Here is a 25,545-nt window from a genome sequence, read left to right as displayed (position 1 = left end):
GTCCTTCTTTTTCATGTATAAAAATGTAAAATATTTTCATTTTGCTGAATTTTCTAGTATCATATTTTTAGATACTTATAATAAGGGGGATATAACAAATGAAAAATGTAATTGAGAAACGCCTTATTCGCGCAGAAGTCTCTACTGAATTGACATGGGATCTTTCTGATTTATACGAATCTGACAAAGAGTGGGGAAATGCATTACGTGTATTAACGGACGATATAAAAAAACTTGATGCATTTAAAGGACAATTACACACTGGCCCCGCTACCTTATTAAATTGCCTACTTTTAGAAGAAGAGCTTTTAATGAAGTTAACAAAACTCGGCACATATGCAAATTTAAAAGAATCCGCTGATCGTACAGATCCAGTTATTCAAGCGAACTCTTCAAAAATTTCCGCTTTAGGGACGAAAGTACATACCGCACTATCCTTTATTCATAATGAAATTCTCTCCTTTGAAGAAGGAACAATTGAAAAATATTTAACTGAGGAAACAAAACTTGAGCCTTTCCGTAAATCGTTACTAGAAATACTACAAAAAAGGCAGCACACGCTCTCTCCTGAAACAGAAGAAGCTCTTGCTGCACTTGGTGAAGTTCATAGTTCTCCCTACAAAATTTACGGCATGACTAAATTAGCCGATATGGATTTCTCTTCTATACAAGATGAACAAGGAAATGATTTACCTGTATCGTTTGCATTATTTGAAAGTAAATATGAATTTTCTCCAAGCGCATATATACGTAGAAAAGCATATTCATCATTTGTTTCCACATTGAAACGATATAAAAATACAGTTGCAACAACGTATGCTACTGAAGTAAAAAAGCAAGTGACACTTTCTCGTTTACGTAATTACGAGTCTGTTACCCATATGCTTTTAGAACCTCAAAAAGTTCCACTTGAAATGTATAACAACCAACTAGATATTATTTATAACGAATTAGCGCCTCATATGCGCCGTTTTGCAGATTTAAAAAAGAAAGTATTAGGTCTCGATCAAATGCTCTTCTGCGATTTACACGCACCGTTAGATCCTGAATTTAATCCAACCATCACATACGATGAAGCTGGTAAATTAATTCAAGAATCTTTAAAAGTATTAGGACCTGAATATAATACGATTATCAAAACAGGCTTTAAGGACAGATGGGTAGACCTTGCAGATAATGTTGGAAAATCAACAGGTGCTTTCTGCTCTAGCCCATATGGTTCCCATCCTTACATTTTAATTACATGGCAAGATACGATGCGTGGATGTTTCACATTAGCTCATGAATTTGGACATGCTGGTCATTTTTATTTAGCCAATAAAAATCAGCGCATTATGAACGTACGTCCATCTATGTACTTTGTTGAAGCACCATCAACGATGAATGAATTACTATTAGCCCAGCATTTACTAGCGACTACTGACGATAAGAGAATGCGCAGATGGGTTATTCTGCAACTACTCGGCACATATTACCACAACTTCGTCACCCATCTACTTGAGGGAGAATATCAAAGACGAGTATATACTCTAGCGGAAGAAGGACAAGCACTCACAGCTACAACTTTAACCGAAATAAAAACAAAGGTCCTTTCAACATTCTGGGGAGATTCCGTAGAAATTGATGAAGGCGCTGGCTTAACATGGATGCGTCAACCTCACTATTATATGGGCTTATATTCTTACACATATTCTGCGGGCTTAACTGCATCTACTACTGTAGCTCAAATGATTAAAGAAGAGGGACAACCTGCTGTTGATCGCTGGCTTGATGTACTCCGTGCAGGCGGTACAATGAAACCACTCGAATTAATGAAACACGCTGGAGTAGACATGTCAAAACCAGATGCAATCCGTAAAGCTGTTTCTTACGTCGGTTCCTTAATTGATGAATTAGAGCGTTCTTATCAAGAATAAAAATAAGCCCTCGCTTTATGAGGGCTTATTCTATATTACTTTCCAAATCTTTTGCGGTATCCGCACTTTCTACATAGCTCTTCGACTGCAACTCTTTTCGAAAATCCATCGACAATATTTGTTGCTCTTTCACCTTCAATAATGTTAGAAAATGAATCAGTATTAATATTACCAAGATTGATGATACCTTCACCATCTAAGCAACAAGGAATAACAGTTCCGTTCGCTAAAATTCCAGCCTGATTACGAAGTCCATGACAGAACCCTTTTCCATCATCCTCTTCTTCATGTAATGCCGGCCACTGGAATTCGTAGTCTTGATTAATAAAGACACGTTCCGCAATTTTTATACCTTTTCCTGGTGTAAGCTTCTCTTCAATTTGATAAGATAGATCAAACTCATTTTCAATTATAGATAATAAATCCCTATTTTTCTGGATTTCAGCATTTGTTTTATTATCCTGAGTTAAATTCCATAATCTTAGTGAAACGATTAAATCCGATTGACTTGTCGCCTCTCTAATGAAAGAAAGTATACTCCTTACATAGCCTTCTTTATCTTGCGATCCTGGGTGTCCATCAAAACTGTGCAGCGAAAAATTCATTTGTCTTAACGCAGGCTTATTTAACAGCCTATGCCTTCTCTTATTAATTAACGTTCCGTTCGTTGTAATATTAACTTTAAACCCTTTTTCATGGCTTAAATCTAATAGTTGATCTATTTTCGGGTGGAGCAACGGCTCACCCTTCACGTGCAAATAAATGTAGTCTGTGTGAGGTTTAATTTGGTCTAATCTTTTAGCAAAATCCTCTACAGAAATGAATTGCTTCTGCCTTTCCGTCGGCGGACAAAAGCTGCACGCAAGATTACATACACTCGTAATCTCCAAGTAAAACTTCTTAAACTTCTTCACCTTTAATTCCTCACTTCTCTGACTACTTATACTTTTTCCTCTTCATATTACAGCATACTTTTTTAGAAATAGAAACATACTTATTTTAGGAAATGAAGGTTTACTGCATAAAATACTTCTTCAACCTCTTTTCAATTTCCGAAAGCTGCATATAGCTATCATGTTTTCTATCTTTAATCTCTTGAATACCTCTCGCAAGGATTTCTTTTGCTTTCTCTTCTTGCCCTGACATCATATAAAAATCACATATTTTTTCATAAAAAATAATTGGACTCCTTGTTGCATAATCTGCCGCATTATCCCAGTCATTAATTTGCGAATAATATGGAATTCCAACATTCATTACATTATCTATAAACGCACTAAATTCCGCCCTATCATATTCTGAATTCGTGAGCTTCCAATACCGTGTACTCCTTCTCCAGCCTGGAATATTCCACTCTGCATCTCCGGCTATTGAATTATTTACTAGCTTATTTCCCCATTGTTCTTTATACCATTTAGAATACTTTTTTGACGTAACACCCCACATAGTCCAAAACTCACAATAATCTTCAGAGTCCCATTTACTGAGTGAAAAACTAAAAGTTAGCTCAAAATCACCTTGTGTACGAGAAAATTTAGGTACACTCTTTGCATAACGGAAACCTAATTTTTGTAATTCATTCACTAAAAAATTTTCTATATATAAACTTAGTAGTTGTTTTGGCTTCATACTGTTCACCCTATTACATATTGTGAAATATAGAAAACGGCCACATATGTAGCCGTTTTAATGTACTGGTATACAACTATTTATGATACGGTTCCCCGCGATTAATACGAAAAGCCCTATACACTTGCTCAAGCAATACTAGACGCATTAATTGATGTGGTAATGTCATCTTTGAGAAAGACAGAGATTCGTTTGAACGCTTCATTACTTCTGAGCTAAGTCCAAGTGATCCACCAATTACAAACGTTACTTTACTCTTTCCATATGTAGCAAGACGATCTAGACTTGCTGCAAATTCTTCTGATGATTTTTGTTTTCCTTCTATTGCTAACGCAATAACGTGCGCATCATCAGAAATTTTATCCAGTATACGTATGCCTTCTTTTTCTTTTACAATTAACATTTCTGCTTCACTTAAATTTTCTGGTGCCTTTTCATCTGGCAATTCAATTACTTCTACTTTTGCGTAAGAAGATAATCGTTTTAAGTATTCTGCTATACCTTGTTTTAAGTATTTTTCTTTTAATTTTCCGATTGAAACAATCGAGATATTCACATCTATTCCCCACCTTACAAACACGTTATCCACAGGACTTATCCACATATCCACAAATGTTACCCACATATTGTGTGAGAATCTGTGTTCGATACAACATATGTCGCCTCATTTTGACAAAATTCACATGTTTTTTTCTTTTCTTCAGAGTTATCCACATTGTTAATAACTGGCGCAACTTCACACTCATCCACAATGATATCTAATGCTAATTCAACATGTTCTAAACAACAAGGTAAATTCATATTCTTCACCTCACTTTTCTACAATAGAAAACAGGAGGTAGGCCCTCCTGTTTTTAATACTTTTGAATGCCTAATTTCACCGTTGTTGTCGCTCGTTTTGTACCACGATAAAAAGTAAGAGTCATTTTATCATTAATTTTTTTATTATATAAGGCCGTGCGGAACCCAATAATATCGTGCACCGCTTTTCCATCTACCGCCACAATAACATCATGTTCTCTTAGACCAGCTTCCGTACCTGGCGAAGGACTTTTCACATCTAAAACACAAACTCCTTCTGTTACGTTACCTGGTAGGTTTAATGTTTTTGACCAATAGTAACTTGGAATCTCATTTAATGATCTTAGTTCAATCCCAACGTAAGGTCTTCTTACTTTACCGTACTTTTCAAGCTCATTCATAATAGGAACAGCTCTCGTGACTGGAATAGCTAGTCCAATTCCCTCTACTTCTTTTGCTGCAATTTTCATTGAGTTAATACCTATTAATTGTCCAGATACATTTACAAGCGCTCCACCACTATTACCTGGATTAATTGCCGCATCTGTTTGCAATACTTCTACTTGCCAATCGTAATGTCCATCTTGATCTAAATCCACAGGAACAATGCGCTCATTAGCCGAAATAATACCTTGTGTGACAGTTCCAGAAAATTGTAGCCCCAGTGGATTTCCAATTGCAATAACAGGTTCTCCTCTACGAACGGTATTAGAATCACCAATTTCAATCACTTTCTTCACATGCTTCGCATCTATTTCTAGTACTGCTAAGTCCGTGACTACATCGGTTCCCAATACTTTACCTGGAACTTTCTTACCGTCACTTAAGCTAACTTCAATACGATTCGCCCCAGCGACAACGTGGTTATTTGTTACAATATACGCATGTCCATCTGTTCTCTTATAAATCACACCAGAGCCTGTACCAGCTTCCGAATCTGCCTCTGAAAAATCATCTCGTTGAATATTAATAACACCCACAACAGCCTCCGAAGCACGATCAACAGCATCTACAAAGCTAACTTGTTTAACAGACTCATTTCCGCTTTGAGCTTCAGCCATATTTTTTTCACTCGCTTCAACTTGCGGAAGCTTACCTTCATCATTTGAAAATAAAGGCGCTCCAAATGCAAATAATGAAGCCCCTACAATTGTTCCCGCTATACTAGAAATAACAATACCTTTATGTTTCTTTTTCCCTGCACGTTTAATACGATATTTTTCTTCATCAATAAAGGACATATTTGTTCACCTATCTTCCTGAAAACAACTATATTCACCTTTATTGTTTACTAAAATGAAGAATTATACGTATTGAATTTTCGTAGGCATTTTTGGATCTGTATCATGTATTTTAAAGGATTCTCCAACCCCAAAACCTTTTTCTTCTAATACTTGTGATACAGACATACGAGCTAATTCTTTCATGTTATTATCCAAGCTTAAATGCGCTAAATAAATGTGTTTTGTTTCGTCTGTAATAACATCTGCCATCGCTAATGCAGCATCCTCATTACAAACGTGACCTACATCACTTAATATGCGTCGTTTAATGCTCCATGGATAACGTCCCATACGAAGCATTTCCACATCATGATTGCTTTCAAATACGAAAGCATTCGCTCCCTTAATAACACCTTTCATACGGTCACTTACGTAGCCCGTATCTGTAATAAGAGCTAACTTTCTATTATTGTTATGAAAAGCATAAAACATCGGTTCTGCCGCATCATGAGAAACACCAAATGATTCAACTTCAATATCCCCAAATGTTTTCACGTCTCCTACTGAGAAAATAAATTTTTGATCAGTTGGGATATTACCTATTAAATGTTCCATTGCATTCCATGTTTTCTCGTTCGCATAAACAGGTAAATCATATTTACGCGCCAATACACCTAATCCTTTAATGTGGTCACTATGCTCATGTGTTACAAGAATACCTGATATGTCATTTATATTCAGTTCGGCTTGCTTAAATAATGCCTCTGTAGCTTTACCACTTAAACCTGCATCGACAAGCAATTTTTTTTCATCTGTTCCTACATATAGCATATTCCCTGTACTTCCACTTGCAAGCACACTAAAATGCATACTCATTCTTTCTCACTCCATTATGTTCTTCCGGCACTTGAGTTTCCCCTAATTCCATAACTTGTCCTTCAATTGCATTCACAAAGTAGTCCTTTTTCTGCTCTGTCTTTAAGTTCCACGTTGGAGCAAGCACTTGTATATTAGAAGAAGATTCAGCTAAAGTCGCATATCCAATCTGCGCCTCTTTCACGTGCGTATTTTCTGCAATTTGATTTTTTACATATATATTTTCTAAAGCTGTTTGAGCAGTGATAATTTCTTGTTCTTTCGTTTTTTCACTTTCGCCCATTTCCTTCAAATCCGTTAACATTGTTTGTGTATACGAAACAAGCTCATTTTTTTCATTCAAATCTACAACAATCATTGCATGATTGTTGTAGAAAATCGGCTTATCCTTATACTTTTGAAAGAAATAAATTTTTGAATCTTTCATTGCCCCGAACTCGTATTTCTGCCCATCAAGCACGTAATTTTTTAAGAAATCATTATACTTGTCCTTTGATAACGATTTTGCATTTAAAAATGGTTCTTTCAACTTGCTTTCTATCTTATATTCTTCTTGCAGATGCACTGTTTGATTTTTTAAAGACTGCACATCTTCTTCCTTAAAGCTTTTATTTTTCGCCATAATAAACGACTCTTTTTTCGGCTCTTTAGGAAAACTCCCCATAGTAATTTTAGACTCTTTTAATTGTTGATCAATTTTTGTTTCTGTCACAAGTTCCAATTGATTACTATCTTGCTTTTGAATGAACTGAAAGATAAGAAAGAGATCTAAAACAAAAAAGGTCACAATAAATATGGTTTTAATTCGATCCCAATCCATTTAGTCCCCCCTCACTCCATTCAAATATTTTTTGCTTACCATTTTCTTCACATTTTACATACCATATTGGCTTTAAAATAATGTTTTTTCCTTCGTTAATGGAATCTTCCAATGATAACTTATAACCAATTCCAACATCCTGAATTGAATTTTTATCAATTTGCGGATTATTCTCTAATGATGTCATCACTGTACGACCCGATGCGAGAGAAGTTTTTAGTTGTTTACTAGGTAATTTGAAACTTGGATCAAAAAAAGGTCTTTCATACTGCATGATTTCACCTGAACCCCATGCTTGCTTTAATTCCGCCATTCCATCGCTATTAAATACAGGCAATCCCTCCTCATAAAAACGGAAGGACGTTTTTCCCTTATTAATATAATCAAAACGATAGAGTTTTAAGGCACCACTATGTCCACTTACAAAGTCAAAACTTTTTTGTAAAAGTGCTGCATTATCCATAGATTCATCACTATGTACAGCGGAGTTTTTGTATTTCAACATCGCATTTGACTGATCAATTTCCATAGAACGTATACCATCTGTAAATGTTTTCTTTGATTTCTCAGAAATAGGGCTTAAATAACGTGGATCACTAAATAATGCATTTTTAAATGTATCCTCATCTAGCCTAGATCCAAAATACTCTACCTCACTTAATTCCGTAATTCCATCTGGTAAGTAAAGTTTTTTTCTATCACTTATTTGATATTCAAAATACGGTCTCGCTACTGTTATAAGTTGATTTTGAGCATTTATAACATCCTTTACATAAACACCACTCAATTTCGCTTCATATATTTTACGATAAGGATAAGTATCATAGGAAACAAAACTAATTTTAATTTCTTGGTCCTTACTTCGGGAAGGGTCAATTATAATACGATTGAAACTCCTATTACCTTCTATGTTTTTATCTTTAAAATTAAACATACTTTTAATCGTACCCAGTGGAATGTTTGCAGGAAAAATAAATTCGATTTTTTCTTCTCCATGTACATACGAAAGAAAATCACCTTTAGGAACTGTCCCTGTTATTTCCTTTAAATCATGTAACTCTCCATTTTCAAGAATTCTATAAATTAAATCCACATTACTTTTGTTTTCACTCACATAATGATTTTTCTCTTTATGAACAATGACAGAGGATGGGCGAACAACCTCTGAAAGTTTTATTGGATTTATCTCTTCATTACCTTGAACAAATTTTGCATTTTGTATCGAAGTAGAATCGGGAACATATGTCCATAAATTAAAAGTAAGAAATAGGCTAATAACAACTAAATTAATTAAAACTATCGTTTTAAAGTTTTCCATACTCATTCCCAATCGTCCTCTTCATCAGTTGCCATTGGCAGTGTGAAATAAATAGTTGTGCCTTTTCCTTCCTCACTTTTCGCCCAAATTGAGCCGCCGTGTGCCTCAATCATTTCTTTCGCAATGGCTAATCCAAGACCTGTACCACCCATTTGTCTTGAGCGAGCTTTATCTACACGGTAAAAACGTTCAAATATTTTATCTACATTTTCCTTTGGGATACCCATTCCTTGATCACTCACACTAATTTCTAATAACTCACCGCGGTCACGCAGGCGATATGTTACTGTGCCACCTTCTGGCGAATATTTTAATGCATTGGAAATAATGTTATATAAAACTTGTGTAATTTTGTCTGTATCCATATCAATAAATCGAGATTTCTTAGAGAAAGATCTTTTGAAGCTTACATTTTGCTCTTTAGACATTTCAAAGCGATCGATAACGTTATTAAAGAAATCAGTAAAGTCGACCCATTCCTTCATTAAGCGATGTTCTGTACTATCTAGTTTAGATAGTTGTAACAACGCATTTACAAGTCTAATCATTCTTTCTGTTTCTTCTTGTGTAACCGTTAAAAATTGCGGTGCGATATTCGGATCTTGCCATGCACCATCCGTAAGTGCTTCTAAGTAACTGCGCATTGTTGTTAACGGTGTTCTTAGCTCGTGAGATACATTCGCAACAAACTCACGACGCTCTCGCTCTATACGCTCCTGCTCCGTTACATCATATAATACAGCAATTAAACCATTTGCCTTACCTGTTTCTTTTTGAATGACAGAGAAACTAGCACGTAAAATATATGGTTCATTCCTCGTACTAAAATCTAATAAAACTGAATCAGGTTCTTCATATAAATGATCCAGCGTAAATTCTTCTTGTATCCCTAGCACTTCTAAGACAGATTGATCTAGTGCCGTTTCACGCGAAACATTTAACATTTTTTCCGCAGGATCATTTAATAAAATGATGTCACCTTTTCGATCAGTAGCAATTACTCCATCTGTCATATGTGATAAAACAGATGATAGTTTGCGTCTTTCACTCTCTGTTGAAGAGCGAGCTTGTTGTAATTTTTTGGATAAATTATTGAAAGATAATGCTAGTTGTCCAATTTCATCATGGCTATGCACTTTTACTTTTCTCGAATAGTTTCCTTTTGCCATTTCAATTGCTTGTCTCCGCATATCTGAAATTGGTCTTGTAATTGTTTGAGCCAACAAAATCCCAAGTACAGCTGTTACTAGTAAAGCAATTACTGTCCCCGTCGCGAAAATTTGGTTTATATCTTTCATTTGTTTATACACATCTTCCATAGATGCAACAATACGAATGACGCCAAGTACCTCTCCTTCTTGTTCTTTTAGAATAGGAGTAATCATCACTTGAACCCGATGACCTGTTTTCACGTCTTTCTCAACCTTTGACTCTGGTTTTTTTTGTACCATTACCCGTTGTACAGCTGTGTCTGCTGACGTTCTTCCTACTTTATTTTGCTTAGACTCGTCTGAAATTGCCATTAATTTTTTAGTAGAATCAATTACACTTATTTCTTGAATATCTCTCTTACGATCCGATGCAAATTTTTGAATTGAATCGTTAATAGCTTTATCTACCGATTCTGCTTTAGGACGTTCTTTTACAAACTCTTGCTTCAAGTTATAAGAAAGTAAGTTTGTTTGCTGCGTTAAGGAATCTTGAAAACCTTTTACAAGGCTTTTTTCTAATTCCCTAACGAAATATACACCAATTACTTGCATTGCTATTAATATTAACAGCATATATATGAGCACAAATTTTAAATGAATAGATTGAAAAAAACCAACTTTCTTCATATACTATTCCTGTTCTGGGTCACGCAAGTAATACCCTACCCCACGTCTAGTTACAATTAAAGTAGGATGACTTGGATTATCTTCAATTTTTTCGCGTAAACGACGTACTGTTACGTCTACTGTACGTACATCTCCAAAATAATCATAACCCCAAACTGTTTGTAATAAATGTTCACGAGTCATAACTTGACCTAAATGCTTCGCTAAATAATGTAGTAATTCAAATTCACGATGTGTAAGCTCAATGCTTTCTTCGCGCTTCGTTACACTATAAGCATTCGGATTGATAACGATTGGTCCAATAACCATCTCAGTATTTTCTTCTTTCTCTGCAGCACCACCCTGCTGATGACGACGTAAATTCGCCTTCACACGGGCAAGTAACTCCCTCGTACTAAATGGCTTCGTTACATAATCATCCGCCCCAAGCTCAAGTCCTAATACTTTATCAATTTCAGAGTCTTTTGCTGTAAGCATAATAATTGGCATTTCTGAGCTTTTACGTATTTCACGACATACCTCTAAGCCATCTTTTCCCGGTAACATAATATCTAATAAAACCATATCTGGCTTTTCTTCATTTGCTTTTTCAATCGCCTCATCACCATCATGCGCCATTACAATTTCAAAACCTTCTTTTTCTAGGTTGAACTTCAAAATATCTGCAATCGGTTTTTCATCATCAACTACTAAAATTTTCTTTCCCATCATCGTCTATTTCCTCCTTATAAAAATATGGTCAATAATCCCTAAACACATTGACGTTTATATAGTATGTCCCTATATGACCGCACCTTTTGTTTAAGTATTTTCTCCTCTATTCTCATAGACTCATGTATGATCCACTTTTTCACGGAATCCTATACGATCTATAGAAAAACCTCTAGCTTCAACTGCTAGAGGCTCCCCATTCTATTTTAAAATAACTACTCACTTTTGTAAAATTACATAAATAAAAAGGATATTAAGTGGGCCCACTTAATATCCTGAGAGTGGCTCGGGACGGAATCGAACCGCCGACACGAGGATTTTCAGTCCTCTGCTCTACCGACTGAGCTACCGAGCCAAAACTATATATAAAACCACTAATGGTGGTATAAACAAAAGTGGCGGTCCCGACCGGGGTCGAACCGGCGATCTCCTGCGTGACAGGCAGGCATGTTAACCGCTACACCACGGGACCAAAAAATGAACATAAAAAAACATGACCCGTACGGGATTCGAACCCGTGTTACCGCCGTGAAAGGGCGGTGTCTTAACCACTTGACCAACGGGCCACGAAAAATAAAATGGTGAGCCATGAAGGATTCGAACCTTCGACCCTCTGATTAAAAGTCAGATGCTCTACCAACTGAGCTAATGGCTCATACTCACCAACGTCATATTTCGTGACGACAAAATGTATCATAACATGTTTTCTTTTGTTTTTGCAATACCTTTTTTAATTTTTTTATAAAAAATAAGAAAAAACTCATGCGGACATGAGTTTTTTCTGGAAAATATCAATTAAGCTTCGTATACGTTACGAACGATATTTGTTTGATTACGATCTGGTCCAACTGAGAACATAGATAATTGAATTCCTGTTAACTCAGAAACACGCTCTACGTATTTTCTTGCATTTTCAGGAAGCTCATCTAATGATTTTACACCAGTAATATCTTCTGTCCAACCTGGAAGCTCTTCGTATACAGGCTCACATTTCGCTAAAATATTTAAGTTCGCTGGAACTTCATCGATAACTTCGCCATTGTACTTGTAAGCAACACAAATTTTAAGAGTTGAAATACCTGTTAGAACGTCGATAGAATTTAATGATAGATCTGTTAAACCACTAACACGACGTGCATGTCTTACAACAACGCTATCGAACCAACCTACGCGGCGTGGACGACCAGTTGTTGTTCCGTATTCACGACCAACTTCACGAATTTGATGACCGATTTCATCATTAAGTTCAGTAGGGAATGGACCATCACCTACGCGGCTTGTATATGCTTTACATACACCTACAACGCGAGTCACTTTCGCAGGACCCACTCCAGTTCCGACTGTTACACCACCAGCAATTGGGTTAGAAGATGTAACGAACGGGTACGTACCGTGGTCAATATCAAGCATAACACCTTGTGCACCTTCGAATAATACACGATGATTGTTATCTAGTGCATCATTTAATACAACAGATGTATCACATACATATTGCGCGATTTGTTGTCCGTATTCGAAGTACTCTTCAAAGATATCTTCTACGCTGAAACCTTCTGTGTCGTACATTTTTTCAAATAAACGATTTTTCTCTACTAAGTTGCGCTCAAGCTTCTCTTTAAATGCTTCACGGTCTAAAAGATCAGCCATACGGATACCGATACGAGCAGCTTTATCCATATATGCAGGACCGATACCTTTTTTCGTTGTACCGATTTTGTTATCACCTTTACTCGCTTCTTCTAACTCATCTTGTTTTAAGTGATAAGGTAAAATAACGTGCGCACGGTTACTTACACGTAAATTATCAGTACTTACACCACGATCGTGTAAGTATTTTAACTCTTCAAGTAATGCTTTCGGATCTACTACTAATCCGTTTCCGATTACACAAATTTTCTCTTTATAGAAAATACCGGATGGAATTAAGTGTAATTTATATTTAACTCCGCCGAAAACAATTGTATGTCCCGCGTTATTTCCACCTTGATATCTTGCAACTACTTCCGCATGCTCAGAAAGAAAATCAGTGATTTTACCTTTTCCTTCGTCGCCCCATTGTGTTCCTACAACTACTACTGAAGACATTATTAAAGCACCTCCGCGATTTTCAAACGATCTATTCAAACAATATAATTGTACCAAAACCGAAAAAGAAGTCAACCAAAAAGCGAACATTTTTTTATTAAAATTCATTTTCGTTCGTAAGAATTATATTTTCATCTTATGAAAGCCTTATCTTTCCTATATAAAAAAAGAAACACATCTTATTATAAGAAATGTGTTTCTTTTTTATACTGCCTTTATGCCCCGTCCTCAAAGCGTCGTTCTAAGTTGACGAATTTATTAAATTCCTTAACAAATGCAAGCTCTACTGAACCTACGGGACCATTACGCTGCTTTGCAATAATAATTTCAATGGTGTTTTTATTTTCCGTTTCTCGGTCATAGTAATCTTCACGATATAGGAAAGCTACAATATCAGCATCCTGCTCGATACTTCCCGATTCACGAATATCAGACATCATTGGACGTTTATCTTGACGAGATTCTACACCACGAGATAACTGCGATAAGGCAATAACAGGCACTTGCAATTCACGTGCAATCCCTTTTAATGTACGAGAAATCTCAGATACTTCCTGCTGACGGTTTTCTCCTGATTTCCCGCTACCTTGAATAAGCTGCAAATAGTCAATTAAGACCATACCAAGACCTTGTTCTTGCTTTAACCTACGACATTTTGCTCGAATCTCATTCACTTTAATCCCTGGTGTATCATCAATATATATACCAGCATTAGAAAGGCTACCCATCGCCATTGTTAATTTTGCCCAATCATCAGAAGTTAATGAACCGGTACGAAGTCTTTGTGCATCAATATTTCCTTCTGCACAAAGCATACGCATAACAAGCTGATCAGAGCCCATCTCTAGACTGAAGATCGCTACATTTTCATCCGTTTTTGTCGCTACGTTTTGTGCGATATTTAATGAAAATGCAGTTTTCCCTACCGATGGACGCGCCGCCACGATAATCAAATCATTTCGCTGAAAACCTGCGGTCATCTTATCTAATTCAGTAAATCCAGTTGGTATTCCCGTAACTTCACCTTTTTGATTATGCAAAAGTTCAATTTTATCATAAGCATCTACAAGAACATCTTTAATGTTTTGAAATGCTTTTGCATTTGTTTGATGAGATACTTCTAATATTTTTTTCTCAGCCTCATTTAAAAGGCCGTCCACATCATCTTCTCTCTCGTATCCATCCGATACAATATGAGTTGCCGTTCGAATTAAACGACGTAAAAGCGCCTTTTCAGCGATGATGCGTGCATAATATTCTACGTTAGCAGCTGTTGGAACAACTTCTGCTAACTCTGCTAGATAAGAAACCCCACCAACTTCTTCTAGTAATCCTTGATCAGCCATCGATGATGTCATTATTACTAAGTCAATTGGTTCTCCCTTATCAGACAACCCAAGCATGACTTCAAAAATCTTTTGATGTTTCGTTCGATAAAATGAGTCAGGTACCAATAGTTCCGATGCTGACGTTAACGCATCCTGATCAATTAATATGGCACCTAAGACTGCCTGCTCAGCTTCTATATTATGCGGAGGGGTACGATCAGCCATTACATCACTCATGCGCAATCCTCCTTGCTTAATTTATTTTTATTGTTCACTAACATGAACTTTTACTGTTGCTGTTACTTGCGGATGCAATTTCACAGTGACGTTTGTATAACCTAACGCACGGATTGCATCGTCCATTTCAAATTTACGTTTATCAAGTTTAATCTTGTGTGATTTTTGCATTACATCTACAATTTGTTTACTCGTGATAGAACCAAATAAGCGGCCACCTTCTCCAGATTTCGCCTTTAATTCTACAGTTAGTTCCTCTAATGTTCCTTTTAATTGTTTTGCGTTTTCAAGCTCTGCTGCTGCATCTTTTTCTTCTTTACGTTTTTGAGCTTCTAAAGTTTTCATACTACTGTTTGTTGCTTCGGCAGCTAATCCTTGTTTTAATAAGAAATTGTTTGCATAACCGTCTGGTACGTTTTTTATTTCTCCTTTTTTCCCTTTACCTTTTACATCTTTTAGAAAAATTACTTTCATGATTGTGTGCCTCCCTGTAAATAGTCATCAATAACAAATTGAAGCTTCTCCTCAGCTTCATCTACTGTAACATTTTTCATTTGTGTGGCTGCATTTGTCAAATGCCCGCCACCTCCTAAATTCTCCATGATTAGCTGTACATTCAATTCACCTAAAGACCTACCGCTAATTCCAATGAAATTCTCTCCACGTTTCGCAATAACAAATGATGCAATGATACCTGTCATCGTCAATAACGTATCTGCTGATTGCGCAATAAGCACCTGATCATAATAATCATCACTATCAACTTTAGCAATCGCAATTCCATTTTTATAAATGTACGCATTTTTAATGGCTTTTGCAACTCGTAAATACTGATTCATGTCTTCTTTTAAAAGTTCTTGTACAAGTACAGTGTCTGCACCATGCGAGCGTAAATAAGAAGCTGCATCAAATGTGCGAGCACCTGTACGGAATGTAAAACTTTTCGTATCAACGATAATACCAGCTAACAATGCCGTTGCTTCTAACATTGTCATCTTTAAATTTTTCGGTTGATACTCAAGTAATTCTGTAACAAGCTCTGCTGTTGAAGAAGCATACGGTTCCATATAAACAAGCAATGGATCTTCAATGAAATCTTCCCCGCGGCGATGATGATCAATAACCACTACATTTTCAATCTTATGTAACAGTTTTTCCTCCATCACCATCGAAGGTTTATGCGTGTCAACAACAACAAGTAATGAATCATCATTTGCAAATCCCATCGCTTGCCCTGGTGTAATAAAGTGTGACCATAACTCTTCATTTTGTTTCACTTTATCCATCAAACGTTTGATTCCTTTATCCGAATCATTTTCGTCTAATACAATATATCCTTTGCGCTCATTTAATTGAGCTACCTTTAAAATACCAATCGCTGCACCAATCGCATCCATATCAGGAGCTCTATGCCCCATTATAATGACATTACTGCTTTCTAATACTAAATCCTTTAATGCATGCGAAATAACTCTAGCACGTACACGAGTACGCTTTTCGACCGGATTCGTCTTACCACCGAAAAACTTAACTTTACCCGTTGCTTGTTTAATAGCTACTTGGTCTCCTCCTCGTCCTAACGCAAGGTCTAAACCAGATTGAGCCATCGCTCCAAGCTCCGATAAAGGTAAATCACCTGAGCCAACACCAACACTTAATGTAAGTGGTATATTCCTTTTGGATGTTTCTTCACGCACTTGATCCAAAATGCTAAATTTCCCTTTCTCCATTTGCGCTAAAATACTTTCATTTAGTACAACGAAGAATCTTTCTGAAGATGCACGTTTCAAATATGCACCATACTTAACAGCCCATTCATTTAGACGCGACGTGACAAGGCTTGTTATATTCGTACGTAATTGATCATCTAATCCTTGTGTAACTTCATCATAATTATCTAAATAAATAACAGCTAAAACCGTACGCTGATCCTCATACATTTTTTCAATCTCTGTTTGCTCAGTTACATCAAAAAAATAAATTAGTTTTTCTTCTTTTCTTACAAATACACGAAACTTTCGACTATTTAATGATACTATATCATCAGAAGTCTCTCCTTTAATAAAAAGGAGTAATGTTTCTGATACATCGTACAGATGCCACCCAGCTAATGCGTGTTGCCCCAAACATGAAGACAAGTAAGGATTTGCCCAATCAATCCCATAATCCTTATTGTATAACAATATACCAATTGGCATCTGATTGAATGCTTCGTTACTCACCTTTTTTACCCTAGTAATCATATCTGTCGTATATTTTTCAAAGTTCCTTTGAAAAGTGAGTTCAAATCGTATAACCAAAAAGAAAACGATGCTAAAAATAAAAAAGGCGGCCATCCCCATAATTAAGTGAAAATAACAAAGAATCGAGATTAGCACCAACACAAAAAATGCCAATACGTAAACAGGATATAAAAACCACTGTTTCTTATAAAATTCAGGCATGTATACAACTCCTATAACGTAAAACTAACTCCATTTCTAGTTAGTTAAACAGATTAAACACCTTAAAATAGCATAAACATGCTATTTTATCCCTTTGTTTTTCATTGAATTTTAGAACGCAATGAAATCCCTAAATCAATTATACCTAAGATTGTCACAAGAGGAAACAGCATTGGAATAAACATACATACAATAAAACTAATAATAGGAACGCCTTTCGTAAAACCTTTTTTGTGTGCTAAAAAAGTGATAAACGTTAATCCTTGCAATACAAGTAGCAAAGCAAGGATTACATATAGATTAGAAAATACCATATGTAAATATGATGTCGGTTCAACTTTCATGAAAGTTGATAGCAGAATAAAGATGACGTAATACCAGACAATACTCTTTGGCAATTGTATATCTTTAAATTTGGGCCAAGGCGCCGTGTCGTACTTTAACTTTCTCAAAACACTACCTGATATTATCACTGTGATCCAAGAAAAACATACAGAAACTAGCACAATTATACTTGGAAATAACGTTTGTAATATATCATTCATTTGTGCAAATAACTCTTTTTGTTCTTTACTAACTGGCATACCAGCCGCATTTGCTATTTTTTCACTTTGCACCATGCTTTCACTAAACATATTTTGCATTTGCTTCATTAAATCTATGTTAAAAAACTTTATACTTCCTACATAAATGAGCATCATACCAATTAAATATGCAAGTGTTCCAGCTATTAATATCTCCACTGGTTTTTTCCCTTTTTTATACATACATCCTAATACAACACCTATTAACCCAAACATCACTGTCTTTACGAGACTAATCGGTTGACTCACGATAATTGTAACAAACAGTGCCGCTACAAAAATCACGAGCACATTAGATAGTTTATGTCTTACTGTTAATAATATAAATGGTAACGGCAACGCAAATATTGCAACTGTACCTAAAATCGGAACATACATAGATATAAGCAATAAAATTGCATATATTGCCAATAACGCTGCACCCTCAGTAATAAATTTCGTACTTTTCATCATCTAACCTCTCTTTCAAAAAGAAAAGCATAGCAAAATGCACAGTAGAGTCCGACTCTACTGTGCATTTCATACGCTATTATTCACCAACATATGGTAAAAGTGCCATTTGACGAGCACGTTTAATTGCAACTGTAAGTTTGCGTTGGTATTTTGCGCTTGTTCCTGTTACACGACGAGGTAAAATTTTACCACGCTCAGAAACGAAACGTTTTAATAAATCAACATCTTTATAGTCAATGCGAGTGATGCCGTTAGATGTGAAGAAACACACCTTACGACGCTTCGCACGTCCACCTTTGCGTCCTGCCATGTCTATTCCCTCCATTCTTTGTTAAAAATAGCCGATTCATACCATTAAAATGGTAAATCGTCGTCCGAAATGTCAATCGGTTGACCAACATTCGAAAATGGATCGTCATTCTTCGTAAATCCAGAGTTACCTTGGTTACCTGAATTACTAGATTGACCAAATGGGTTAGAGCTTTGGTTACCGAAACCAGCTCCTGATGGTTGCTGATTGAATGAACCACGTTGCTCCCCACCGCCATTACGCGGCTCTAAAAATTGTACGCTCTCCGCAAGAACTTCTGTTACATATACACGTTTACCATCTTGTCCATCGTAATTACGAGTTTGAAGACGTCCGTCTACGCCTGCTAAGCTACCTTTTTTCAAATAATTTGCCACGTTTTCTGCTTGTTTACGCCATATTACACAATTAATAAAGTCAGCTTCACGCTCACCTTGTTGATTCGCAAATGCGCGATTCACAGCTAACGTAAAAGTAGCTACTGCAACACCATTGGGCGTGTAACGTAAGTCAGGGTCCTTAGTTAAACGACCAACGAGGATAACACGATTCATCAATCGAACCACTCTCCCTTATATATCAATTATTTTTCTTCTTCTTTAACAACGATATGACGAAGGATATCTTCGTTGATCTTAGCTAAACGGTCGAATTCGTTAATCGCCTCTGAGTTAGAGTTCACGTTTAAGATCATGTAGAAACCTTCACGTAAGTCGTTGATTTCGTAAGCTAAACGACGCTTACCCCACTCTTTCGTGTTAATGATTTCTGCACCATTGTTTGTTAAAACACCTGCAAAACGTTCAACTAAAGCTTTTTGAGCTTCTTCTTCAACGCCAGGACGAATGATGTACATAATTTCGTACTTTCTCATTACACTTTCACCTCCTTTTGGTCTAAACGGCCCATAATGGGCAAGGAGCAATTAATTTATAGTAATTACTCACGAGTTTAGATTATATCATAGTAAGTTATATGAATCAACTCACCAATACGTAAAAAACTTGGCAAACATATAATATATTTGCCAAGTTCATATCTTTATTTTTCCTAGGAAATATTAAATTAAACGTTAAAGCGGAAGTGCATAACATCTCCGTCTTTTACGATATACTCTTTTCCTTCTAAACGTACTTTTCCAGCTTCTTTTGCAGCTGTCATAGAACCGTTTGTCATTAAATCATCATAAGAAACTGTTTCTGCGCGAATAAATCCGCGCTCAAAGTCTGTATGAATTACGCCAGCACATTGTGGTGCTTTCATACCTTGTTTAAACGTCCATGCACGCACTTCTTGCACACCAGCTGTGAAGTAAGTAGCAAGTCCTAATAAGTCATATGCAGCACGAATTAACTGATCTAAACCTGATTCTTCAATACCTAATTCTTCCAGGAATACTTTTTTCTCTTCTTCGTCTAACTCAGCGATTTCTGATTCGATTTTTGCACATACAACGATAACTTGAGAATTTTCATTTGCAGCAAATTCTTTTACCATTTGTACATATTTATTTTCAGAAGGATCCATAATATCATCTTCACTTACATTTGCTACGTATAGCATTTCTTTCGTTGTAAGTAAATGAAGGCCTTTAACAATCTTCATTTGCTCTTCTGTAAATTCAACAGTACGAGCTGGTTTTCCCTCTTCGAAGGCTTCTTTTAAACGCACTAAAATTTCATGCTCATATACTGCTTCTTTATCTTTTTGTCTTGCTAATTTCGCAACACGCTCGATACGTTTATCAACTGATTCTAAATCCGCTAAGATTAGTTCTAAGTTGATTGTTTCAATATCATCAATTGGATCTACTTTCCCTGAAACGTGTGTAATGTTTTCATCTTCAAAACAACGAACAACTTGGCAAATTGCATCTACTTGGCGAATGTGAGATAAGAATTTATTTCCTAATCCTTCACCCTTACTTGCACCTTTTACGATACCTGCAATATCAGTAAATTCGAATACAGTCGGAACAGTTTTTTTCGGTTCTACTAATTCCGTTAATTTATTTAAACGCTCATCTGGTACTTCTACGATCCCTACGTTTGGGTCAATCGTACAGAATGGATAGTTCGCAGATTCTGCTCCTGCTTGTGTAATTGCATTAAATAAAGTGGACTTTCCTACGTTAGGTAATCCAACAATCCCAGCCGTTAATCCCATATTTTTCACTCCTATGTCTCAATCTTTCATCATTATAGATAGTAACGAAAAAAATGACAAGTTTCCTCCAAACGAAAAAAAGTAACAATTGCCTACTGCAACTGTTACTTTCTCTCTATTCTTCATGCTTCACAAGTATTTTTTTTACCTTACGATCAAACTCTCTTCGAGGAATCATTACCGAATGGTCACATCCCTCGCACTTAATGCGGATATCCATTCCCATACGAATAATCTTCCATCGATTTACACCACATGGATGGGCCTTCTTCATTTCCACAACATCGTACAAGTTATATTGCTTTTGCTCCACTCTCCAAACCCCTCTCTATACTAAATTGCCTTTTCACTAACCAATTCTTCACGATTATATAAAACCATACGTGGATATGGAATTTCGATTCCATGTAAATCTAGACGATTTTTAATTTCTTTACGAAGGGCTCTTGCAATAACTGCATGTTGCATCGGCTCCACTTCAGCAATAACACGTAATATAACTTCTGATGCAGCTAATGTTTGTACACCTAACAATTGAGGCGTTGTTACCATCTTCTCGTACTTTGCAGGTAATTCTACTAATAACTCTTCAATTACTTGCTCTGCTTTTGCTATATCGGCCTCATACGAAATAGATACATCAACGAATGCTACACTATTACTAACTGAAAAATTAGTAACTTGAATAATACTTCCGTTTGGTAAAGTATGAATTTCCCCTGTCCAGCTCTTTAGTTTCGTTGTACGAAGTCCAATTTCTAAAACAACTCCCTCAAACTGACCAATTCTTACATAGTCACCAACTGAAAACTGATCTTCTAGCAAAATAAATAGTCCTGTAATGACATCTTTCACTAAACTTTGGGCACCAAATCCGACTGCTAAACCAATAACCCCAGCACCAGCTAATAGACCTGATGCATTAATATTGAACACGCCTAAAATCGCAATCAACATAATAAATATAACAACGTATGCCACAATATTTTCAAGTAACTTCGCTACTGTAACTGTACGACGTTCTGAAATTTGAATTGGCGAACGACTTCCCATGCGAAACGCATTTCGTACAATTGCCCTTGCAACTCGCACAATGATTGCACCAAGTATTAAAATAACGACTATTTTTAGTGATTTCACACCTATATTCGTCCAATCAATGGACTCAAACCATTTCAACGCTAAATCCATGTACCTCTACCTCTCCAGCTAAAATTTCTTTTTAGTTATCCTTCTCATTGTATCAGAAGTCTCTCTGATTTCTGATAAAAATTTATGACTTTAATTCGATTTGTTAACTTCCATTCAGGTATAAAATGGAGCGAATATATATATACTAGTACTATTATTTCCGTTTTTATTAACATTTTGCAAAAATATGCACTTATAATCTTTCAGTTTACTCACCATATAACATATTTTTAAAATTTATTAAAAGGATGGGTGCTTCATGAATATTGGAAGTTTTCGCTTACCTTTTTTTGAAAAAGAAACTCAAAACGTTATGCACCAAGACTTAGAAGCCTCCGAGACAATCAGTAATTTCCTACTTTCCCATATCCCTATTAGAACTAATACACCACTTATTCTTGTTTGTATTGGGACAGATCGTTCCACCGGTGATGCACTCGGTCCATTAGTCGGTACAAAACTGGAACAAGTAGAAATTAAAAACTTCCAAGTATTCGGCACACTAGATGAACCAATACATGCGTTAAATTTAGAAGAGGGAATTCAGAATATACAGAAAGATAATCCTACTTCTTTTATAATTGCTGTTGATGCATGCTTAGGAAAATCTCAAAGTATCGGTTCAATTACTACCGGAAAGGGACCTAGTAAACCTGGAGCTGCGATGAATAAGAAATTACCTGCAGTTGGTGATTTACATATACATGGCATCGTCAATCTAAATGGTTTTATGGAGTTTTTCGTTCTTCAAAATACAAGGTTAAGTTTAGTCATGAAAATGGCTGATGTAATCGCGCAAAGTATAAAAGAAACGGACCAAAAATTATCTGCGTTAAAAAAAGCAAACCATCTCTAAATAATAAGATGGTTTGCTTTTTAGTTTTTCTGTGATAATAATTCTAAAATACGATTTAAATCTTCTTTATTGAAAAATTCAATTTCAATTTTACCTTTTTCTTTTTTTGTTTCTTTAATTTTTACATCTGTACCAAACTTTTCTCTTAAGAACGTTTCGCGCTCTACGAAGAATATATTTCGCTCTTTTTTTATCTGTTTTGTTTCACGTGAAACGCTTTGATTAATCTCCTGGACAATTTTTTCTAATTGGCGAACATTTAATCCTTCTTTTTCGATCCGTTTCAATAAAGACTTCAACTGTTCTTCATCTTTGATCGTAAGTAAGGTTCTACCGTGAGCCATTGAAAGTTGACCATTTGCAATCATATCTTGTACGAACGAAGGGAGGCTTAATAATCGAGTATAATTTGCAATGTAAGGTCTGCTTTTACCAAGACGTTTCGCTAATTGTTCTTGCGTTACATTTAGCTCATTCATTAACATCTGATATGCCATTGCCTCTTCCATAGGATTTAAATCTTCTCGTTGTAAGTTTTCAAGCAAAGCAAATTCCATCATTTGCTGCTCGTTTAATTGTCTTACAACGGCAGGCACCTTTTCAAGTCCAGCCTCTTTAGCAGCACGATATCTTCTTTCACCTGCAACAATTTCATATCCCTTAATACTCTTTCTAGCAATTAATGGTTGCAATATGCCATGTTCTTTAATAGAGGCCGCTAATTCCTGAATTGCTTCTTTATTGAAATGCTTACGTGGTTGATATGGATTCGGCCTTAATTCAGTTACTATAATCTCCTGAATTGTTTCTTCTTCCTTCACATCCAAATCAGGAAAAAATACATTAATCCCTCTTCCTAATCCTTTAGCCACCTGCAATCACTTCCTCTGCTAAATCTATATATACTTCTGCTCCTCTTGATTTAGCGTCATACTGCATAATCGGTTTCCCATGACTTGGTGCCTCACTTAAGCGCACATTTCGAGGAATAATCGAACGGTACACTTTATCCCTAAAGTATTTTTTCACTTCATCTATAACTTGAATCCCTAAATTTGTACGGGCATCCAACATCGTTAACAATACACCTTGAATTGCTAAATTTTTATTTAAATGTTTTTGCACAAGTCGAACTGTATTTAATAGCTGACTTAATCCTTCTAGTGCGTAATATTCACACTGAACAGGAATAATAACTGAATCTGCTGCTGTTAATGCATTAATCGTTAATAACCCTAAGGATGGGGGACAGTCGATAATAATATAATCATATTCATCACGAACTGGCTGTAATGCCCTTTGCAAACGTACTTCCCGGGAAATAGTCGGTACCAATTCAATTTCAGCACCGGCCAATTGAATTGTAGCGGGTAGAACATCTAAGTTTTCAGTTGCGGTTTTCCGTATAACTCCTTGAACATCTGCATCTTCTACAAGAACATTATAAATACATTGATCTAATTCAGACTTTTCAATTCCTACACCAGTCGTGGCATTTCCTTGAGCATCAATGTCTACGAGAAGGACTTTTTTTCCTACTTGTGCCAATCCAGCCCCTAAATTAACAGATGTTGTTGTTTTTCCAACACCGCCTTTTTGATTAGCAATAGCAATGATTTTTCCCATGATGTCACCTACTTTCAACCTTTCTATCTTATTCTAGTAACAATTACGTTTATTGTAACATGAAATAAAAGCTTTTCTTTTACGTCCTTATTAAACTTCAAAATTTATTTCTAAACTCCTTCTTCATTAACAAGAAAATATAGTAAAAGAGACCTCTCCAATAGGATAAGGTCTCTAACACGCCATTATTATTTTTTCTTCGGAATTTTAATCGTAATTTGATAGTACTCATCAAATTCTTCTTCCTCAGAATTAACATTTAAACCACTATTAGCAACCATTTGTAATGACTGCCTAATTGTATTCATAGCAATTCTCGTATCTCTACTTACTGCTTTTTGCTTTGCTTTACGCTTCGGTTTTGCTTCCTCTAGTAATTTTGCAATTCGTTCTTCTGTTTGTTTTACATTCAGTTGTTTTTCCACAATTTCTTGTAAAACCTTCAGTTGTAATTCCTCATTTTTTAAAGGAATGAGAGCACGAGCGTGACGTTCTGTAATACTTTTTTCCAATAACGCACTTTTTATTTCTTCAGGCAACTTTAACAATCGCAACTTATTTGCGATTGTGGATTGCCCTTTTCCAAGTCGTTGTGCCAGTGCTTCTTGTGTTAAATTATGTAACTCAATCAGCTTTTGATATGCCACAGCTTCCTCGATTGCTGTTAATTCCTCACGTTGCAAATTTTCAATTAGCGCTACAGAAGCTGTCTCTGTATCATTTAAGTTCTTTATAATTGCAGGAACCTTTTCCCACCCTAACTTCGTTGCTGCGCGGAAACGCCTTTCTCCAGCAATAATCTCGTACTTATCATCCTCATATTGCCTCACGACAATCGGCTGGATAAGCCCGTGAGTACGAATCGTTAATGCTAATTCCTCGATTCGTGCATCATCGAAAACTGTTCGTGGTTGATAACGGTTAGGGGTAATATTTACTATCGGGATTTCTTGTATTTCCTCATATACCTTTTTATCTATTTCTTCATGGCTTTCCTCTTGTAATTCGAATTCGCTCTCTTTATCTCCAAAGCCAAATAAACGAGAAAACGTATTTTTCATACATATTCCACCACCTTTTAGGCCTATTGACTATTCTCCATAAAATGTTTCCTATGAAACATTTACGTTTTC

The 25,545-nt window shown here is 36.0% G+C and carries 26 protein-coding genes and 4 tRNA genes; 2 read left to right on the top strand and 28 right to left on the bottom strand.

What is annotated here, in order from left to right; translation table 11 throughout:
- Nucleotides 1-98 precede the first annotated feature (98 nt).
- Nucleotides 99-1,916 carry an oligoendopeptidase F gene (gene pepF / locus JDS80_RS10220; RefSeq protein ID WP_199638308.1) on the top strand — a complete coding sequence of 606 codons (1,818 nt, stop codon included), beginning with the start codon at nucleotides 99-101 and terminating at the stop codon, nucleotides 1,914-1,916.
- Nucleotides 1,917-1,951: 35 nt separating this feature from the next.
- On the opposite strand, the gene JDS80_RS10215 is transcribed toward pepF, so the two are convergent.
- The 25 genes from JDS80_RS10215 to JDS80_RS10095 all read right to left on the bottom strand — a co-directional run bounded on the left by JDS80_RS10215 (nucleotide 1,952) and on the right by JDS80_RS10095 (nucleotide 21,930).
- Nucleotides 1,952-2,830: a radical SAM/SPASM domain-containing protein gene (locus JDS80_RS10215; protein ID WP_097831363.1), complete on the bottom strand. Its 879-nt coding sequence runs from the start codon at nucleotides 2,828-2,830 to the stop codon at nucleotides 1,952-1,954.
- Between the two features lie 100 nt (nucleotides 2,831-2,930).
- Nucleotides 2,931-3,545, bottom strand: coding sequence for a hypothetical protein (locus JDS80_RS10210; protein WP_199638307.1), 615 nt, complete (start codon nucleotides 3,543-3,545; stop codon nucleotides 2,931-2,933).
- 76 nt (nucleotides 3,546-3,621) lie between these two features.
- On the bottom strand, nucleotides 3,622-4,101 hold the full coding sequence (rlmH, locus tag JDS80_RS10205) for a 23S rRNA (pseudouridine(1915)-N(3))-methyltransferase RlmH (RefSeq protein ID WP_071770493.1): 480 nt from the start codon (nucleotides 4,099-4,101) through the stop codon (nucleotides 3,622-3,624).
- Nucleotides 4,102-4,160: 59 nt separating this feature from the next.
- Nucleotides 4,161-4,346: a CxxH/CxxC protein gene (locus JDS80_RS10200; RefSeq protein ID WP_071770492.1), complete on the bottom strand. Its 186-nt coding sequence runs from the start codon at nucleotides 4,344-4,346 to the stop codon at nucleotides 4,161-4,163.
- 53 nt (nucleotides 4,347-4,399) lie between these two features.
- Nucleotides 4,400-5,587: a S1C family serine protease gene (locus JDS80_RS10195; RefSeq protein ID WP_199638306.1), complete on the bottom strand. Its 1,188-nt coding sequence runs from the start codon at nucleotides 5,585-5,587 to the stop codon at nucleotides 4,400-4,402.
- A 63-nt stretch (nucleotides 5,588-5,650) separates the two neighbouring features.
- Entirely contained in the window at nucleotides 5,651-6,445 is a 795-nt protein-coding gene (locus JDS80_RS10190) for an MBL fold metallo-hydrolase (RefSeq protein WP_071770490.1), read from the bottom strand.
- Nucleotides 6,429-7,265: a two-component system regulatory protein YycI gene (locus JDS80_RS10185; RefSeq protein ID WP_199638305.1), complete on the bottom strand. Its 837-nt coding sequence runs from the start codon at nucleotides 7,263-7,265 to the stop codon at nucleotides 6,429-6,431. The genes JDS80_RS10190 and JDS80_RS10185 overlap by 17 nt, the downstream gene beginning before the upstream one ends.
- Nucleotides 7,246-8,589 (bottom strand): YycH family regulatory protein, encoded by a 1,344-nt coding sequence (locus JDS80_RS10180; protein WP_199638304.1) that lies wholly within the window; start codon nucleotides 8,587-8,589, stop codon nucleotides 7,246-7,248. The genes JDS80_RS10185 and JDS80_RS10180 overlap by 20 nt, the downstream gene beginning before the upstream one ends.
- Nucleotides 8,586-10,421: a cell wall metabolism sensor histidine kinase WalK gene (gene walK, locus JDS80_RS10175; RefSeq protein ID WP_199638303.1), complete on the bottom strand. Its 1,836-nt coding sequence runs from the start codon at nucleotides 10,419-10,421 to the stop codon at nucleotides 8,586-8,588. The genes JDS80_RS10180 and walK overlap by 4 nt, the downstream gene beginning before the upstream one ends.
- Before the next feature lie 3 nt (nucleotides 10,422-10,424).
- Nucleotides 10,425-11,132: a cell wall metabolism DNA-binding response regulator WalR gene (gene walR / locus JDS80_RS10170; RefSeq protein ID WP_083595905.1), complete on the bottom strand. Its 708-nt coding sequence runs from the start codon at nucleotides 11,130-11,132 to the stop codon at nucleotides 10,425-10,427.
- 282 nt (nucleotides 11,133-11,414) lie between these two features.
- Nucleotides 11,415-11,487, bottom strand: a tRNA-Phe gene (locus tag JDS80_RS10165).
- Nucleotides 11,488-11,528: 41 nt separating this feature from the next.
- A tRNA-Asp gene (locus JDS80_RS10160) sits at nucleotides 11,529-11,604 on the bottom strand.
- A gap of 22 nt (nucleotides 11,605-11,626) precedes the next feature.
- Nucleotides 11,627-11,698: transfer RNA gene (locus tag JDS80_RS10155), tRNA-Glu, on the bottom strand.
- 13 nt (nucleotides 11,699-11,711) lie between these two features.
- Nucleotides 11,712-11,787, bottom strand: a tRNA-Lys gene (locus JDS80_RS10150).
- Nucleotides 11,788-11,927: 140 nt separating this feature from the next.
- Complete coding sequence (locus JDS80_RS10145) at nucleotides 11,928-13,217, bottom strand: adenylosuccinate synthase (RefSeq protein WP_071744213.1); 1,290 nt, start codon at nucleotides 13,215-13,217, stop codon at nucleotides 11,928-11,930.
- 215 nt (nucleotides 13,218-13,432) lie between these two features.
- Nucleotides 13,433-14,782: a replicative DNA helicase gene (gene dnaB, locus JDS80_RS10140; RefSeq protein ID WP_071744214.1), complete on the bottom strand. Its 1,350-nt coding sequence runs from the start codon at nucleotides 14,780-14,782 to the stop codon at nucleotides 13,433-13,435.
- Between the two features lie 27 nt (nucleotides 14,783-14,809).
- Nucleotides 14,810-15,256 (bottom strand): 50S ribosomal protein L9, encoded by a 447-nt coding sequence (rplI, locus tag JDS80_RS10135; protein WP_071744215.1) that lies wholly within the window; start codon nucleotides 15,254-15,256, stop codon nucleotides 14,810-14,812.
- On the bottom strand, nucleotides 15,253-17,226 hold the full coding sequence (locus tag JDS80_RS10130; protein ID WP_199638302.1) for a DHH family phosphoesterase: 1,974 nt from the start codon (nucleotides 17,224-17,226) through the stop codon (nucleotides 15,253-15,255). The genes rplI and JDS80_RS10130 overlap by 4 nt, the downstream gene beginning before the upstream one ends.
- 101 nt (nucleotides 17,227-17,327) lie before the next feature.
- Nucleotides 17,328-18,260, bottom strand: a complete 933-nt coding sequence (locus JDS80_RS10125; protein WP_199638301.1) for a YybS family protein — start codon at nucleotides 18,258-18,260, stop codon at nucleotides 17,328-17,330.
- A 79-nt stretch (nucleotides 18,261-18,339) separates the two neighbouring features.
- Nucleotides 18,340-18,573 (bottom strand): 30S ribosomal protein S18, encoded by a 234-nt coding sequence (gene rpsR, locus JDS80_RS10120; RefSeq protein ID WP_000918874.1) that lies wholly within the window; start codon nucleotides 18,571-18,573, stop codon nucleotides 18,340-18,342.
- A 44-nt stretch (nucleotides 18,574-18,617) separates the two neighbouring features.
- Nucleotides 18,618-19,130: a single-stranded DNA-binding protein gene (gene ssb, locus JDS80_RS10115; protein WP_016093691.1), complete on the bottom strand. Its 513-nt coding sequence runs from the start codon at nucleotides 19,128-19,130 to the stop codon at nucleotides 18,618-18,620.
- Between the two features lie 26 nt (nucleotides 19,131-19,156).
- Complete coding sequence (gene rpsF / locus JDS80_RS10110) at nucleotides 19,157-19,447, bottom strand: 30S ribosomal protein S6 (RefSeq protein ID WP_001233782.1); 291 nt, start codon at nucleotides 19,445-19,447, stop codon at nucleotides 19,157-19,159.
- A gap of 191 nt (nucleotides 19,448-19,638) precedes the next feature.
- On the bottom strand, nucleotides 19,639-20,739 hold the full coding sequence (gene ychF, locus JDS80_RS10105) for a redox-regulated ATPase YchF (protein ID WP_000524664.1): 1,101 nt from the start codon (nucleotides 20,737-20,739) through the stop codon (nucleotides 19,639-19,641).
- Between the two features lie 115 nt (nucleotides 20,740-20,854).
- Nucleotides 20,855-21,052 carry a DUF951 domain-containing protein gene (locus JDS80_RS10100; protein WP_000436055.1) on the bottom strand — a complete coding sequence of 66 codons (198 nt, stop codon included), beginning with the start codon at nucleotides 21,050-21,052 and terminating at the stop codon, nucleotides 20,855-20,857.
- A 20-nt stretch (nucleotides 21,053-21,072) separates the two neighbouring features.
- Nucleotides 21,073-21,930, bottom strand: a complete 858-nt coding sequence (locus tag JDS80_RS10095; RefSeq protein ID WP_199638299.1) for a mechanosensitive ion channel family protein — start codon at nucleotides 21,928-21,930, stop codon at nucleotides 21,073-21,075.
- A 259-nt stretch (nucleotides 21,931-22,189) separates the two neighbouring features.
- Here JDS80_RS10095 and yyaC point away from each other — a divergent pair, with 259 nt between their 5' ends.
- Nucleotides 22,190-22,786 carry a spore protease YyaC gene (gene yyaC, locus JDS80_RS10090; protein ID WP_199638297.1) on the top strand — a complete coding sequence of 199 codons (597 nt, stop codon included), beginning with the start codon at nucleotides 22,190-22,192 and terminating at the stop codon, nucleotides 22,784-22,786.
- Between the two features lie 20 nt (nucleotides 22,787-22,806).
- Here yyaC and spo0J read toward each other — a convergent pair whose 3' ends face one another.
- From spo0J to noc, 3 genes are all read right to left on the bottom strand, one after another.
- Nucleotides 22,807-23,658, bottom strand: a complete 852-nt coding sequence (gene spo0J, locus JDS80_RS10085; RefSeq protein ID WP_083596240.1) for a stage 0 sporulation protein Spo0J — start codon at nucleotides 23,656-23,658, stop codon at nucleotides 22,807-22,809.
- Nucleotides 23,651-24,412 (bottom strand): sporulation initiation inhibitor protein Soj, encoded by a 762-nt coding sequence (gene soj / locus JDS80_RS10080; protein WP_000516117.1) that lies wholly within the window; start codon nucleotides 24,410-24,412, stop codon nucleotides 23,651-23,653. The genes spo0J and soj overlap by 8 nt, the downstream gene beginning before the upstream one ends.
- Nucleotides 24,413-24,600: 188 nt before the next feature.
- Nucleotides 24,601-25,473: a nucleoid occlusion protein gene (gene noc / locus JDS80_RS10075; RefSeq protein WP_071744222.1), complete on the bottom strand. Its 873-nt coding sequence runs from the start codon at nucleotides 25,471-25,473 to the stop codon at nucleotides 24,601-24,603.
- Between the last annotated feature and the right edge of the window lie 72 nt (nucleotides 25,474-25,545).

Source organism: Bacillus cereus group sp. N8 (assembly GCF_016483685.1).
Classification (GTDB): Bacteria; Bacillota; Bacilli; order Bacillales; family Bacillaceae_G; genus Bacillus_A; species Bacillus_A proteolyticus.
This window is presented reverse-complemented; position numbering and strand designations above follow the sequence as displayed.

What these genes read in the sequence shown, in the direction of transcription:
- pepF (WP_199638308.1), top strand. Translation starts at nt 99, where the DNA reads ATGAAAAATGTAATTGAGAAACGCCTTATTCGCGCAGAAGTCTCTACT.
- JDS80_RS10210 (WP_199638307.1), bottom strand. Translation starts at nt 3,545, where the DNA reads ATGAAGCCAAAACAACTACTAAGTTTATATATAGAAAATTTTTTAGTG.
- JDS80_RS10200 (WP_071770492.1), bottom strand. Translation starts at nt 4,346, where the DNA reads ATGAATTTACCTTGTTGTTTAGAACATGTTGAATTAGCATTAGATATC.
- JDS80_RS10195 (WP_199638306.1), bottom strand. Translation starts at nt 5,587, where the DNA reads ATGTCCTTTATTGATGAAGAAAAATATCGTATTAAACGTGCAGGGAAA.
- JDS80_RS10190 (WP_071770490.1), bottom strand. Translation starts at nt 6,445, where the DNA reads ATGAGTATGCATTTTAGTGTGCTTGCAAGTGGAAGTACAGGGAATATG.
- JDS80_RS10185 (WP_199638305.1), bottom strand. Translation starts at nt 7,265, where the DNA reads ATGGATTGGGATCGAATTAAAACCATATTTATTGTGACCTTTTTTGTT.
- JDS80_RS10180 (WP_199638304.1), bottom strand. Translation starts at nt 8,589, where the DNA reads ATGAGTATGGAAAACTTTAAAACGATAGTTTTAATTAATTTAGTTGTT.
- walK (WP_199638303.1), bottom strand. Translation starts at nt 10,421, where the DNA reads ATGAAGAAAGTTGGTTTTTTTCAATCTATTCATTTAAAATTTGTGCTC.
- walR (WP_083595905.1), bottom strand. Translation starts at nt 11,132, where the DNA reads ATGATGGGAAAGAAAATTTTAGTAGTTGATGATGAAAAACCGATTGCA.
- JDS80_RS10145 (WP_071744213.1), bottom strand. Translation starts at nt 13,217, where the DNA reads ATGTCTTCAGTAGTAGTTGTAGGAACACAATGGGGCGACGAAGGAAAA.
- dnaB (WP_071744214.1), bottom strand. Translation starts at nt 14,782, where the DNA reads ATGAGTGATGTAATGGCTGATCGTACCCCTCCGCATAATATAGAAGCT.
- rplI (WP_071744215.1), bottom strand. Translation starts at nt 15,256, where the DNA reads ATGAAAGTAATTTTTCTAAAAGATGTAAAAGGTAAAGGGAAAAAAGGA.
- JDS80_RS10130 (WP_199638302.1), bottom strand. Translation starts at nt 17,226, where the DNA reads ATGCCTGAATTTTATAAGAAACAGTGGTTTTTATATCCTGTTTACGTA.
- JDS80_RS10125 (WP_199638301.1), bottom strand. Translation starts at nt 18,260, where the DNA reads ATGAAAAGTACGAAATTTATTACTGAGGGTGCAGCGTTATTGGCAATA.
- rpsR (WP_000918874.1), bottom strand. Translation starts at nt 18,573, where the DNA reads ATGGCAGGACGCAAAGGTGGACGTGCGAAGCGTCGTAAGGTGTGTTTC.
- rpsF (WP_001233782.1), bottom strand. Translation starts at nt 19,447, where the DNA reads ATGAGAAAGTACGAAATTATGTACATCATTCGTCCTGGCGTTGAAGAA.
- ychF (WP_000524664.1), bottom strand. Translation starts at nt 20,739, where the DNA reads ATGGGATTAACGGCTGGGATTGTTGGATTACCTAACGTAGGAAAGTCC.
- JDS80_RS10095 (WP_199638299.1), bottom strand. Translation starts at nt 21,930, where the DNA reads ATGGATTTAGCGTTGAAATGGTTTGAGTCCATTGATTGGACGAATATA.
- yyaC (WP_199638297.1), top strand. Translation starts at nt 22,190, where the DNA reads ATGAATATTGGAAGTTTTCGCTTACCTTTTTTTGAAAAAGAAACTCAA.
- soj (WP_000516117.1), bottom strand. Translation starts at nt 24,412, where the DNA reads ATGGGAAAAATCATTGCTATTGCTAATCAAAAAGGCGGTGTTGGAAAA.
- noc (WP_071744222.1), bottom strand. Translation starts at nt 25,473, where the DNA reads ATGAAAAATACGTTTTCTCGTTTATTTGGCTTTGGAGATAAAGAGAGC.